Raw genomic sequence first — 14,219 nt, 5'->3', positions numbered from 1 at the left:
AGCCTCCTTTAACCTAAATTAAGAATTCTAACCATTGGTGTTATTATTAAATCTATTGCCTTAATACCTATAAAAGGAACTATAACACCACCAAGCCCATATATAAGCATATTCTTTAAAAGTAATGCTTCTGATTTCATAGGCTTATATTTTACACCTCGCATGGCAATAGGTATTAGAGCTGGTATTATTATAGCATTGAATATAAGAGCCGATAGTATTGCACTATAAGGTGTAGATAGTTTCATAATGTTCATAACCTGCATCTGTGGTATCGCTATTGTAAAAATTGCTGGTATTATTGCAAAGTATTTAGCAACATCATTAGCTATACTAAAAGTAGTAAGCGCTCCCCTTGTTATTAAAAGTTGTTTTCCTATTTCTACAACCTCAAGTACCTTAGTAGGATCAGAATCCAAATCAACCATATTAGCAGCTTCCTTCGCAGCAGTTGTTCCACTGTTCATTGCAAGACCAACATCTGCCTGTGCTAATGCTGGAGCATCATTTGTTCCATCACCTGTCATTGCTACGAGTTTTCCTTCATCTTGTTCCTTCTTTATGGCTTCTATTTTATCCTCAGGCTTACATTCTGCAATAAATCCATCAACCCCTGCTTCCTTTGCTATAGTTGCAGCTGTTAGAGGATTATCACCTGTACACATAACCGTTTTTATTCCTATTTCTCTAAGCCTTTCAAATCTCTCTACAAGTCCAGCCTTTACTGTATCCTTAAGATATATAACGCCATAAATCTTATTATCAACACATACTACAAGCGGCGTTCCTCCAAGCTTTGCCACATCATTTACAGACCCTTCCAAATCATCAGGGATGACACCCTTTAAATCTTTTACTCTTTTATTTATAGCATCGTAAGCACCTTTTCTAACCCTTGTGCCATCTTTTAAGTTAACTCCGCTCATTCTCGTTTGAGCTGTAAATTCTTCAAATTCTACATTTTCATATTTTTCAGTATCTATTGTAATTCCAAGTTTCTTTCCAAGCCCAACTATGGATTTACCCTCTGGAGTATCGTCTTTTAAGGAACACATAACTGCGTAATCTATAAGTTTTTGTTTATCTGCTCCTCCAACGGGTATAAAATCAGCTGCTAACCTATTTCCATAAGTTATAGTTCCTGTTTTATCTAAAATCATAGTATCAACATCGCCGCAAGCCTCTACAGCCTTTCCTGACATTGCTATTACATTAAATCTTGTGACTCTATCCATTCCAGCTATACCTATTGCTGATAAAAGTCCACCTATAGTTGTAGGAATAAGACATACTAGAAGAGCTATTAAAGTTGACATAGGAATTTTTACACCTGTGTATACTGCCATAGGATAAAGGGCAACAAGTACAATTAAAAATATTAAGGTTAAACTTACAAGTACTGTATTAAGTGCAATTTCATTAGGAGTTTTCTGCCTTGAAGCACCTTCTACAAGATTAATCATCTTATCAAGAAAGGATTCCCCTGGAGTTGCTGTTATTTTAACCTTTATCCAGTCACTTACAACCTTTGTTCCACCTGTAACAGATGCAAAATCTCCTCCTGGTTCCTTCATAACCGGTGCTGATTCTCCAGTAATTGCAGATTCATCTACGGATGCAATGCCCTCAATAACCTCTCCATCATTTGGTATTACATCACCATTTTGTACAAGTACTATATCTCCTTTTTTTAATTCGTCGGCATTTATAGTTTTAATATTTTCATTTTCATCTATATATTTTGCTATAGTATTTTTTTTGGTTTTTTTAAGTGTATCTGCTTGAGCTTTTCCACGTCCTTCTGCTACAGATTCTGCAAAATTAGCGAATAATACTGTTATAAATAAAATTACTGCTACAATAGCATTATAAATTCTTAAATTATTTCCCTTGTCCCCAAATATATTAGGAACAATAGTAAGAAGAACTGTAACAAGAAATCCAATTTCAACCACAAACATAACTGGGTTCTTCATCATATACTTGGGATTTAATTTTTTAAAAGATTCAATAACTGCTTCATTAAATATATCCTTAGTAATAAATTTTGATTTATTATCTTTCATAATTAATTTCCCCCCTACCTACAGCGTAAGATATTCTGAAATTGGTCCTAGAGCAACTGCTGGAAGAAAAGTAAGTGCTCCAATTATGATAACTATAACTATTAGTGTTACTGTAAAAACTGCATTATCCGTTTTAAATGTTCCACTACTTACAGGTACTGATTTTTTAGCGGCAAGAGAACCTGCTACTGCAAGAAGTATTATTATTGATAGATATCTTCCTAAAAACATAACTATTCCAGCTGAAGTATTCCAGAACATAGTATTATCACCGAGTCCTTCAAACCCAGAACCATTATTAGCCGCCGAACTTGTAAATTGATATAAAATCTGCGTAAGTCCATGGAAGCCTGGATTTGATATTCCAGCCAACCCCTGCTTTGTACTAAGTGCAATAGCTGTTGACATTAATATTAAGAAAGGATGTATTATTATAGCAAATGCAACTAATTTAATCTCCTTACCCTCAATCTTTTTAGTTAGAAACTCCGGTGTTCTTCCAACCATAAGTCCGCAGAGGAAAACAGTTAAGATGGCATACATTATCATGTTCATAAAGCCAACCCCAACACCTCCAAAAATAACATTTAACATCATATTTATAAGTGGAACGGTTCCTCCTATTGGCGTTAATGAATCATGCATGGTATCTACTGCACCACAAGAAGTATCAGTGGTAACTGTTGTGAAAAGTGATGTTGAACCTATTCCAAATCTCATTTCCTTGCCTTCCATATTTCCCATGGCTTGACTAAGTCCCACACGTGCTAACACTGGATTCCCTGATTTTTCTGCGGAATAACATACTGCAACTCCCGCTAAAAGAAGTACCATCATAGCAGCAAATATTGCAATAGCTTGTTTTTTCTTTTTTATCATGTGTCCAAAACAAATTACCATTGAACCAGCTAAAACAATTAATGTTATTATCTGAACTGTATTTGTAAGTGGTGTTGGATTTTCAAAAGGATGAGCTGAGTTAGCACTAAAAAATCCTCCTCCATTAGTTCCTATAAGTTTTATTGACTCAAGGCTTGCAACCGGTCCAAGTGGAATATCTTGAAGTTTACCTTCTATAGTTGTAACTGTTTTATTAGCTGAAAGTGTTTGTGGGACACCCTGACTTATATAAAACACAGCAACTATAATTGAAAAAGGCAGTAATATTCTTGTTATAACTCTTACAAGATCAACATAGAAGTTTCCAATTTTCTTCTTCCCTGCAAGAGCTCTTATAAATGCAAGTGCTACTGATATTCCTGTTGCAGCAGCGAAAAACATAAAGAATGTCATTACTGTCATTTGAGATAAATAAGATACTCCAGATTCCCCTCCATAATCTTGAAGATTTGTATTAGTTAAAAAGCTTATTATTGTATTAAAAGTAAGTCCTTGCTCCATTCCCTTTATATGATTAGGATTAAAAATGCTTATAGCCTGAATTCTTAAAATTATATATCCAATAAATGCCGGGATGGCATTACACATTAAGAGTGCAAGGACGTACTGTTTCCAGCCCATTTCCTCATCTTTGTGTATTCCTGAAATTTTGTAAATAAAGTTATCTACCTTATCAAGTACGGGATCTAAAAAAGTTTTCTTATGCTCTGCAACCTTGTACATATATTTTCCTATAGGTACACACAGAAGCACAAATACAATGAGTATAATTGCTATTTGTAATATTTCCATGGTTTAACCTCCATTACCTAAAATTTTTCGGGATTGAATAATGCATAACATAAATAAATAAAAAGACAAATCACTATAATAGCTAAAAGTATCATATTAAATCCTCCCCTATAATTTACTTTTTACTTATGACCTTTTCACACCAGTTTGTAAAATATCTTAGACCCAAAAATCCTAATGCTATTAAAGCTAAAAAAACAACATCAAGCATATATTTTCCCCCTCTCGTTTAATTTCTGTCCTCATATTATCACCATTAATGTAAAATTGGGATTAAGATTTTAAGCCACTGTATAAAGATTGTATAAAGATTTTTACGATAAGGTTTTCAATAAATAGCTCTTAAAGATTGCAAAATTAACTATGCTTTTATATATAAAAAAACAGAGCCTAATTTCAATATTAAGCTCTGTTAATCCTTATAAATTGCAGCCTATACATTTAAGTATATCCTTTGCAAATCAACTATTAATTTATTATTTCTTTATAAAGCTCAGGTCTTCTATCCTTAAAAAATGTATAATATTCTTTTCTTAATTTTTTAGGTGTTTCTAGATCAAGCTCTGCTGAAATTATTCCCTCTACTTCTTCATTTAGTTCTTTAATTGGCTTCCCAAGAGGATCCACAATTTTACTATGTCCAAAGAATCCTAGATTTTTATCATCTCCAATTCTATTAGCTGCTGCTAAATACACGCAGTTATCAAAAGCCCTCGCTCTAGTTACCAAATCCCAATCATCAGAATATGGTTTTTCCCAATTTGTACTCACAACGATAAGTTCCGCTCCCTTTAAACTATATATCCTAGCTACTTCAGGAAAAGCTGTATCCCAGCAAATCATTATCCCAATCTTTCCAAAAGAAGTATCAAACACAGGAAATTCTGAACCTGGTGTAAAGTATTTTTTCTCTGTATCAAATAAATGAACTTTTCTATATGTATCAATTGCTTTACCGCTATTATCAATGAAAACAGATGAGTTATAAATTATATTACTTTTATTGCTGTCTCTTTCAGGAAATCCATATATTATATTTGTATTGTACTTTTTAGCAAGTTCGCCTATTACTTTTATACTAAGACCATCCTGCATTGTTTCTGCAAAATTATAAAACTCATCTTCACATTCATATCCAGAGGTTATTAACTCAGGAAATACTATTAAATCGGTATTGCTTTGTTTTTTCATTACTTGCTCAATAAATTCAGTCATTTTTTCTAAATTAGTTTTTACATCTTTTAATATTGGCCTCATTTGAACGCAAGAAACTTTAATTTTCATTTTTTAAATCTCCTTATGGTTTTTTATTGTTACTAATAGTATTTTTAGATTTTATTTTCAATTAATTTGATATCATATTATCATATAGTTAATTTCAATTCTATGTTCTTTCTGCATAATTTTAATTGCATTTTATGTCTACTTATTACAAAAAACAAAGAAACTTTTTACGTTTACTGAGGCATATTTTTATTTTGCATTTAAAAAGTAAAAATTTAATACTATAATTATTATATATAATTATATATTTAGGAATTTTGGGCATTTCAATAGCTGTAATTGAATTTTATTCCAAAACCTTAATATTTTATAAAATTATAAAAATGTTTAGTTAAGGAGATAACTATGAAAAAAAAGTATTTATTATTTTCTTTGTTTCTTTTACTTCTTTTTCTTTCCTCTGGATGTAGTTTTTCTGACAATCCTAAATCTTCATTTGAAAAATACAATGCTGCCTGGACAAAAAAAGATTATAAAACTATGTACAGTATTTTAAGCAAAAGCAGTAAAAAATCTATTTCTGAGAAAGACTTTATAGCTAGATACCAAAATATATATAGTGGAATTGATCTTACTAAAATTGCAATAACTCCATACTACCCAAAATCTTATAAAAAGGATTCCAGCGGTAACGTATCCATTCCCTTTAAAGTTACAATGGACACAGCTGCAGGTAAAATAACCTTTGATGATACTGCATATTTCAAAAAGGACGATTCAAAAAACTGGTGCTTAAATTGGACTAGCCAAATGATTCATCCTGATTTAAAGAATGGATACAAAATAAGAGTTGACAAAACCTCCGCAAAACGTGGAGAAATAAAAGGTTCAAATGGACAGTACCTTGCACAAAATGGATACATAGAAACAGTTGGTATCGTACCTAAAAAATTAGGCTCAGATGCTGAAAACTCTAAGAAACAAATTGCAAGTATTTTAAACATAGATGTAAATGACATTAATAAGAAACTTTCTGCTTCATACGTTCAGCCTGATATGTTTATATCTGTTGGAAAACTATCCATGGATGATACCGATAAAATATCAAATCTTTTAAAGATACCCGGCGTTATGATTGATAAGACCCCTGCTAGAGTTTATCCCCTAAAAGAAAAAGCAGGTCTATTAACAGGCTATGTGCAAAATATAAGTGCCGAAGAGCTTAAGAAATTAAGTGATAAAGGCTACAGTAAAGACAGTGTTATTGGAAAAGCCGGACTTGAAAAAATATATGAAAATCAATTAAAAGCCACAGATGGAGCTGAAATTTATATAGATAATAAATATGGTGAAAAAGTAAAAACACTAGGTAAAAGAGCTCCTAAAAATGGAAAGGATGTTGATTTGACTATAGATACAAATCTTCAAAGTACGATGTATGATCAATATAAATCCGACTCTGGAGCTTCCGTAGCTATGCAGCCAAAAACTGGTGCTGTATTAGCTCTTGTAAGTGCTCCATCGTATGATCCAAATGATTTTATCTTAGGCATGTCCAGTGATAAGTGGAATTCTCTTCAAAACGATGGGAATAAGCCTCTTCTGAACAGATTTAAAACCACTTTTGCGCCTGGTTCAACATTTAAACCAATAACTGCTTCTATTGCTCTTGATGCTAATAAATTAAATGTGGATGAAGATAAAAAAATCTCAGGTCTTAAATGGCAGGAAAATAGCAGCTGGGGGAGCTATTACGTTACAAGAGATGAATCATACAGTGAACCTGCTAATTTAGTAAATGCTCTTGTGCATTCTGATAACATATATTTTGCAAAAACAGCTCTTGCCATTGGAAAGGATAACTTCTTATCTCAAACAAAAAAACTAGGAATAGGCAGCACAATACCTTTTGAATATGGACTTCAAACTTCTCAGATAACTTCAGATGGTAAAATTAAAGACGATATACAACTTGCAGATTCAGGCTATGGTCAAGGTCAAGTTCTTATGAATCCTGTACAACTTGCCTCAATCTATACTTGTTTTGTAAATGACGGAAATATAATTGCTCCATATTTAAATTCAAGCAAGGGTACTCCTGGAAAAGTGCTAATATCAAAAGCATTTTCACAAAATACTGTAAATACTGTATTAAATGATCTTAGTCAAGTAGTTGCAAGTCCTGAAGGCACTGGACACGGAGCATACATGCCTGACTTGCCTATTGCAGGTAAAACTGGCACTGCAGAAATTAAAAAATCGCAAACTGATACTAATGGAACAGAAAATGGATGGTTTATAGCTGTAAACACAAATAATCCAAAACTTCTAGTTCTTGAGATGTATGAAAATGTAAAGAATAAGGGTGGCAGTTCTTATGTGACCCCAAATGTAAAAGCCATATTTCAGCAATTTGGTAAATAAATGTATCTAATAAACAATTAATGCATACATTTTAAATATCTGATGGTTTTGATATTTTAGTTAACTATAATACGATATTATATTATAATGTAATATCGTATTATAGTTGCTCTAAATATCAATGGATAGGATAGCCTATGTATGAAATTATTTTACATTTTTTTGTAAAGCATCAAGTATGTGGTATTTAATTCTATTTAACGAAAATCATATAACATTTAATACAAAATATCTAAAAGATTATATCGGAGGATAAATAAATATCTATGATAAAACTAGACAAAAAGCTAATTCTAGTTGTTACAACCATTACTGTTTTAATGACTATACTCCTGGTTGGATATGATTTAGATCAAAAAAAGCAATTGCAAGTTACCCAATTACATAAAAGTATATCTTTTAAAAACAATAAAAAAAACATACAATATAGTATTGATTCTATTAATATTAATACAGCAGGCAATGTAGGAAACATAGAGGGATGGGCTTTTATCAAAGGTACTAATTCTTTTAATATCATGCCAACTATAATATTAAAAAGTGAAGATGGAAATCTGTATAAACTTACAACAATAATAGTGCAAAGAAGAGATGTTACAGATTTTTTTAATGGTATTCCTCATAGTGACAGTGTTATAAATAGTTCCTCGCATTTAACATGTGATACTAAAAATGATATTGGACAACCACATAGAATTGTTTATGACAACTGTGGGATAATATCTAATTTTAAAATCAGTAATCTGCCAAAAAATAAAAGTTATAAAATAGGCATAGAATTAACTAAAGGTAAAAGTAAGTACTTTATTTGGACAAATCGTACATTTAAATTGTGATACTTATAGACATTCAGGGGGGATTCATAGTGAACTACTTTAAGGATAAAACACTTGATAAAAAGACAGCATCAAAACTATTGAACATCATACCTTTTTTAATTCTTTTTGTCATTATGATATGTATACATTTAAATTGTAAAATGCAGGTTGGTGATGATTTTTGGTTTAAAAAAGTATCAAGCCAATACTCACTTATAAATTATTTATATATGAGATACATATCATGGACAGGTAGACTAAGTTCAGAGATTATATTTTATTATATATTTAATGATAATGGTTGCCTATGGAAAATAATTAATCCAATATGTATAGTAACTATAGCATATTCCATTAGCAGAATTATCACTGATAAAGAAGACAATAAAAAAAGATTTATTACCAATTCATACATATGCTTATCTTTAATATTTATAGGTAAAGGTGTAATATTGGAATCAGTAATATGGATAACTGGTTCTATTGTATACCTATGGTGTATGTCTGCTGGACTATTTGCCATTTTACCATTCATCGATGCATTAAAATGTCACTATAAAGGAACCTTCAATATATTCTATCTGTTTTGCGCAATTTTAGCATCTCTGGGTGAAGAACAAGTGTGTCTTGTATTTTTAACTTTTGCTTTAATAATAAACATACATATATATATTAGAGATAAAAAAATCTATAAGTTTCTAATATTGGAAAACTTGCTTATGCTATTCAGTGCAATCGTACTTTTTGTTGCACCTGGAAGTTATGTAAGAGCTTCCAAGGAGGCAATAAACTTTGCCCCTAATTTTCATCTATTGAGTAAGTGGGAATTTGCATTTAATGGAATTCAGTGGCTTCTAAATTCACTACTTGTTACTAACAGGATGCTTGTTCTTTTAGCACTGCTATCATTAAGCATAGCATTATTCACAAAAGATAAAGGTATAAAAAATAAATTATCTATATTGATACCATTATCCGGATGTATACTTATTCTTTTATCCGTATTATTTTCTGCCAGTGAATTTGTACCAAGGACATTTATGAAGGAAACTGATTTTCCAAATTGGTACATATTTATATATAATCATTTATACTGGTATTTCTTTAATTTTAATTTTCCTAATCCATTTGCTCTAAGAAAATTAACAATAATAAAATTTTTTATATGGCCTATAATAATTTTTTCAGTTCCATATTTTATACTGTATTTATATGACTTTTCTAAAAAAGGTGTATACATAACTTTAATATATATTGCTGGAATATGTTCTTCCTGTATGATGTTCGTTTCACCAACAATGTATGCATCTGGTTCAAGAACATCCTTTGTTTTATCTATAATGTTTCTGATTGTCTCTGCTTTTTTATTGAAGAAAAGTGACTTTTTATTAAAGAGAAGATACCTTCTTATCTTTGCCTTATTCGCTGCATTAAAATTTGTACATGTCTTTTATCTTTAATATAAAATATATGGATTCTACGCTAAAATGTAGAATCCACTATAAGTATTTTTGAATAATATAGATATCACTATATTTCTAAGGCTGAGGTGTACAACCTACATATTTAACATTACTTGTAGTTCCATTTCCAATCTTCCAAGGTGCTGCTCCACTATTTGTAAAAGTAACTCCATTAAATGTACTATCCTTAAGATAATTTATTGATGCACCCTTTTTACATGAATCCAAAGTAACATTTGTTAAGTTTATTCCACTGTTGTATTGAGTTGGAAGAGCATTTGCCCATATTCCATATCCTCCAGCCTTCTGGCAACTAATATTTGATAAAGAAATATCTTCAAAATGTCCTGGTACTGGTGCTGGATTTTGTACTTTAGTAAGCCCATAATTACTGTCAAAAAATATTGCATCTTTTAAAATATTACTCATAGAAATATCTCTTATCGTAACTCTTCTAGCTCCTCCACCTATATCTTTGCTTGTTTTAAATCTAAGGCCTATGTTTGTTCCATTAAAAATACAATCCTCAACTGAAACATCCTCAATCCATGCTCCTGTGTAGCTTCCAAAAACTACCCCTCCGTGACCGCGCCCAGTGGTACAATTAAATATTCTAATATTGCTATCAGGTATATTTTCTTTTACTGCATCCATACCATAGCCTGCATTAAGATTTATACAGTCATCTCCATTATCGAAATAACTATTAAATACATTTGCACTATCAGTAGTAGCTAAATCTATACCATCTGCATTGTGTATACCGTAAGTTTTAACTGAAACTCCATCTACTGTTACATTCTTGCTATAGCCTACAAATATAGAATGTTCTGATGGATTTATAATATTAAGTCCTCCGAGATAAAGACCTGTTACTCCCTTAGCTGTAATTAAATCTCCCCTTGCTTTATCTCCTTTTAGTTTGGTTTGAGCTTGTCCAAGGGTTGTAAGATTTCCTTTTGAATAAGTTCCACCGCTTACAGTTCCATTTCCATATATCTTAACATTAGAAATACTTCCATAGCTAGTTGTATACGCATTTATAAGACCCATATAATTGCTTGTATCATAATATGGAAATCTCTTACTTGTAAAAGCATAATCATCAGTATTATCACTACCAAGAAGTGTTCCATCTATCCTTAATGACATATTACTTTTTAAATATAATGCTCCAGATAAAAACGTACCACTTGGAATTACAACAGTACCTCCATCTGTGCAAGCGTTTATTGCCGCTTGAATTTTACTAGTGCTTAAGGTTTTTCCATCACCTACTGCACCGTATTTAGTTACATCAAAGATTTGAGTTCTTACAGCTGTTTTTTGTGTTACCACATTACTATCAGGTGACTCAGTATTATCCGCATATTTTGCACGAACCTTAAATGTGTAAACTGAATCTGGCTTTAAATTAAAAACTGTATAATTCAATTTTGTTGTATTAGCTAATAAAGAATTATTTTCATAAATATTATAGCTTTTAACCTTTGAATAATCTAATGGTTTATCCCAAATTATAGTAACACTGCTGTCCGAATATCCAAGACTTGGAACTGTGACATTCTGAGGCACATTTACAGTATCTGCCTTAGCTTCTGTTTTGTTAACGTTAACAAAGCAGGCTACAAATAAACAAGTTGCTATAAAAAGCATAGACTTTAGATTGAATTTCTTCTCCATTTTAACTCACCCTCCAATTTTTAGTATATTTATATTCTACCAATTTTTAAGTCCTTATTCAATTTATGGTATGAACATATTATACTATTATAAATGTATTGGCTAAAGCATCTCAATTTTTCATGTTATTTTTCTTGCAATCACCATTTTAATTCTTTTATCAATATAATAGTATAAAAAAAGCAGCAACAATAATTGAAGCTGCAAGATTTACAAGATATTGCATGCCGGGGAACACTTCCTGTAAATCCTTTAAAGAGAACAAAAAACAACTTTACATTTACAAATTAACAAAACTAACTAAGCTCATTTCATTTACTATTATATATTTTAAATATTATATAAATTTTAAGAACTAAAAATGTAGATTAAGTATTTGTTAAAATTTGTTCATTTTCTATTTGGATTATCTGGAAACCAACCTCTTTTAACTCTTTCTTCCTGTTCAAATATTTCTTTAATACTCCATAAACAAGTAGCTCCAATAATGCCCATAACTACAGATAAAATAATTTGCTTTTGAAAAATAGATATTCCTATAAAAAGTACTCCTAATATTAAAAATACAGGCCACACTTTTTTGCCAAAATAGTATTCTGTTTTAATTACAATTGGATGAAAGATTCCAATAATAAAAAAAGAAATTACCGCTATTATAATTCCCTTAAAATTCAATATACCTCTTCCTCCTACTTATTATTAATACATAAAAAAACATCGTATAAGTATATTATACAATGTTTTATCTCCTGAATATGAACTACTTACTGTGCTTTTCAAATAATTCTTTTAATATCTTCACGTGATTTTCCTCATCAAAATAAGATTTAGCGATCATCTCTTTTGCATCTTTTAATCCTAGCTCTCCAGCTTTTTCTGCCAATGCAGTTACATTCTTAAGTTCATTTGCCTCAACCTTAAAGAATTTATTTATTTGAGCTATAACATCATCTGATATCATTCCATTTAACACTGCATACATTCCAGCATGTCTTGCCTCATCCGATGCTATTTTTTCAAGCCCTTCTGCAATATCATCTAAACCTTTTTCCCTGCAAACAAGTGCCAAGCCATAGTATATACCTACTGCTCCCGATTCACCCTTAAAGCCTCTTCCTATAAGCTCCTCTATTTCACTGTTCTTTGTTTGACCTATAAAATTTACTTTTTCCATATTATTATCCCCTTTATATTAATTTTTCTAAATTTAATTGTGCTCAATTGATTATATTCTTATAATACTACCACTAAAAGTTATTGTCAATATATTTTTAAAAGTATTTTGAATAAAAAAAAAGCAGCAACAATAATTGAAGCTGCAATATTTACAGGACATCACCTTTCTGTGAACGCTCCCTATAAATCATCAAGAAAAAATAAATACCTTTATATTAATTTAATTGATTAATATTGTATATCGCAATTAGGTAATGCTTGCTTTAACCCATTTTTATCAGTATCACTTATTTGATCTCCCCATAAAATAAGCGTTTTTAAATTTGTAAATTCCTTTAATATATCTACATTACTTATCCTATCATCATACAACTTAAGATATACTAAACTAGTTAATCCTTTAATTTGATTCAAATCAATTGGACCCTCACTACTTAAATCAAGAAAAGTTAAATTAGGCAAATTATTAAATGAAAATTTTACTACAAATTTACAAAACGTTATATAAGCTGATTGTAATTTAGGCAATCCATTTAAAGATACATTAGTTAGTTCTCTTGTATTACCTAAATTTAACAATTCCAAATTTGGCAAATTACTTAATGATACACTTTGTACTTTAGTATTATACAAATTAAGAACTTGTAAGTTTGGCATTCCATCTAAAGAACTTACATCTTTTACTGGATTCCAACTTAAATATAACTCCTTCAAATTCTTCAAGTTTTTTAGCGGAGTAACATCCGTTATTTCATTATCATCTAAATAAAGTTCTTGCAACTTATATAAACCTTTTAAAGTAGTTATATCCTTTATGTGAGTACCTCTTAAATCAAGATTCTGTAGTTCAGTTAATTTTTCTAATGGCTCAATACTACTTATTTCGTTTCCGCTTAAAATAATTAAGTTAAGATTAGTTAATCCTTCTAAAGGACTTATATCTGTAATCACATTATGATCCAAACGTAATGTTGTTAACTTGGTTAATGTACTTAAATCATTTATACTTCCTACTTCGTTGTCATCAAGATCAAGATTAGTTAATCTAGATAACCCTTTTAATGAACTTACATCTTTTATTTTGTTTTCTTCTAGATCAAGAGATTTTAAATTAGTTAAACCCTTTAACGGTGTTACATCCATTATTTCATTATTATCTAAGCAAAGTGATTGCAGTTTTGTTAAATTTTTTAATGGACTTATATCTGATATCCTATTATTTATTATTTTAAGAAATTTTAAATTAGTTAAACCTTTTAATGGTGTTATATCATTAAAAAGACCTACTGAACTATCCTCCAAACTAAGATATTGTAGGTTTGTTAGATTCTCAATACCGCTAATATCGGTTATTTCTTTATTAGTACTCAGTTTAGTAATACCCACAACATCACTTTTGTACAGCTTACCTGTAGGCTTGTCTATAGTTTCTCTTACAAGTTGTTCTAAGTTTTTATCCTTAAAAGTTACTACAGTATCATTTTTAGCAGTTGCCGCATATACATTGTTATTAGTCGGTATCATTGCTCCATTAAAACTCATAGTAGTAAAAATTAAACTAGCTATTAAAGAAATACTTAAAATTAAGTTAACCTTGCATTTAATATTTTTCATACCATGCCTCCTTGAATATTGTTACATATATGTATTATATTATAGCGTCTGAATACATT

General features: G+C 30.4%; 11 protein-coding genes. 3 read left to right on the top strand and 8 right to left on the bottom strand.

Annotated elements, in window-relative coordinates; translation table 11 throughout:
* Positions 1–8: 8 nt before the first annotated feature.
* From kdpB to BEE63_RS10205, 4 genes are all read right to left on the bottom strand, one after another.
* Positions 9–2,066 carry a potassium-transporting ATPase subunit KdpB gene (gene kdpB / locus BEE63_RS10215; RefSeq protein WP_066021285.1) on the bottom strand — a complete coding sequence of 686 codons (2,058 nt, stop codon included), beginning with the start codon at positions 2,064–2,066 and terminating at the stop codon, positions 9–11.
* 18 nt (positions 2,067–2,084) lie between these two features.
* On the bottom strand, positions 2,085–3,758 hold the full coding sequence (gene kdpA, locus BEE63_RS10210; RefSeq protein WP_066021284.1) for a potassium-transporting ATPase subunit KdpA: 1,674 nt from the start codon (positions 3,756–3,758) through the stop codon (positions 2,085–2,087).
* A 17-nt stretch (positions 3,759–3,775) separates the two neighbouring features.
* Entirely contained in the window at positions 3,776–3,853 is a 78-nt protein-coding gene (gene kdpF, locus BEE63_RS22560) for a K(+)-transporting ATPase subunit F (RefSeq protein WP_081312651.1), read from the bottom strand.
* 373 nt (positions 3,854–4,226) lie between these two features.
* Complete coding sequence (locus BEE63_RS10205; RefSeq protein WP_066021283.1) at positions 4,227–5,042, bottom strand: carbon-nitrogen hydrolase family protein; 816 nt, start codon at positions 5,040–5,042, stop codon at positions 4,227–4,229.
* Between the two features lie 345 nt (positions 5,043–5,387).
* On the opposite strand from BEE63_RS10205, the gene BEE63_RS10200 reads away from it, so the two are divergent.
* From BEE63_RS10200 to BEE63_RS10190, 3 genes are all read left to right on the top strand, one after another.
* Entirely contained in the window at positions 5,388–7,406 is a 2,019-nt protein-coding gene (locus BEE63_RS10200; RefSeq protein ID WP_066021282.1) for a penicillin-binding transpeptidase domain-containing protein, read from the top strand.
* A 266-nt stretch (positions 7,407–7,672) separates the two neighbouring features.
* On the top strand, positions 7,673–8,242 hold the full coding sequence (locus tag BEE63_RS10195) for a hypothetical protein (protein WP_066021281.1): 570 nt from the start codon (positions 7,673–7,675) through the stop codon (positions 8,240–8,242).
* Between the two features lie 29 nt (positions 8,243–8,271).
* On the top strand, positions 8,272–9,684 hold the full coding sequence (locus BEE63_RS10190; RefSeq protein ID WP_066021280.1) for a DUF6056 family protein: 1,413 nt from the start codon (positions 8,272–8,274) through the stop codon (positions 9,682–9,684).
* A 78-nt stretch (positions 9,685–9,762) separates the two neighbouring features.
* On the opposite strand, the gene BEE63_RS10185 is transcribed toward BEE63_RS10190, so the two are convergent.
* The 4 genes from BEE63_RS10185 to BEE63_RS10170 all read right to left on the bottom strand — a co-directional run bounded on the left by BEE63_RS10185 (position 9,763) and on the right by BEE63_RS10170 (position 14,160).
* Positions 9,763–11,370 (bottom strand): glycosyl hydrolase family 28 protein, encoded by a 1,608-nt coding sequence (locus tag BEE63_RS10185; RefSeq protein WP_066021279.1) that lies wholly within the window; start codon positions 11,368–11,370, stop codon positions 9,763–9,765.
* 390 nt (positions 11,371–11,760) lie between these two features.
* Complete coding sequence (locus BEE63_RS10180; RefSeq protein ID WP_066021278.1) at positions 11,761–12,045, bottom strand: DUF4491 family protein; 285 nt, start codon at positions 12,043–12,045, stop codon at positions 11,761–11,763.
* Between the two features lie 85 nt (positions 12,046–12,130).
* Entirely contained in the window at positions 12,131–12,544 is a 414-nt protein-coding gene (locus tag BEE63_RS10175; protein WP_066021277.1) for a ferritin family protein, read from the bottom strand.
* Between the two features lie 230 nt (positions 12,545–12,774).
* Positions 12,775–14,160, bottom strand: coding sequence for a leucine-rich repeat domain-containing protein (locus BEE63_RS10170; protein ID WP_066021276.1), 1,386 nt, complete (start codon positions 14,158–14,160; stop codon positions 12,775–12,777).
* Between the last annotated feature and the right edge of the window lie 59 nt (positions 14,161–14,219).

The sequence above is a fragment of the Clostridium pasteurianum genome, from assembly GCF_001705235.1.
GTDB classification, from domain to species: Bacteria; Bacillota; Clostridia; order Clostridiales; family Clostridiaceae; genus Clostridium_S; species Clostridium_S pasteurianum_A.
This window is presented reverse-complemented; position numbering and strand designations above follow the sequence as displayed.

Bases quoted from the DNA above. Each gene is read 5' to 3' on its own strand.
- BEE63_RS10170 (WP_066021276.1), bottom strand. From the start codon at position 14,160: ATGAAAAATATTAAATGCAAGGTTAACTTAATTTTAAGTATTTCTTTA.
- BEE63_RS10205 (WP_066021283.1), bottom strand. From the start codon at position 5,042: ATGAAAATTAAAGTTTCTTGCGTTCAAATGAGGCCAATATTAAAAGAT.
- kdpA (WP_066021284.1), bottom strand. From the start codon at position 3,758: ATGGAAATATTACAAATAGCAATTATACTCATTGTATTTGTGCTTCTG.
- BEE63_RS10175 (WP_066021277.1), bottom strand. From the start codon at position 12,544: ATGGAAAAAGTAAATTTTATAGGTCAAACAAAGAACAGTGAAATAGAG.
- kdpF (WP_081312651.1), bottom strand. From the start codon at position 3,853: ATGATACTTTTAGCTATTATAGTGATTTGTCTTTTTATTTATTTATGT.
- BEE63_RS10200 (WP_066021282.1), top strand. From the start codon at position 5,388: ATGAAAAAAAAGTATTTATTATTTTCTTTGTTTCTTTTACTTCTTTTT.
- BEE63_RS10185 (WP_066021279.1), bottom strand. From the start codon at position 11,370: ATGGAGAAGAAATTCAATCTAAAGTCTATGCTTTTTATAGCAACTTGT.
- kdpB (WP_066021285.1), bottom strand. From the start codon at position 2,066: ATGAAAGATAATAAATCAAAATTTATTACTAAGGATATATTTAATGAA.
- BEE63_RS10195 (WP_066021281.1), top strand. From the start codon at position 7,673: ATGATAAAACTAGACAAAAAGCTAATTCTAGTTGTTACAACCATTACT.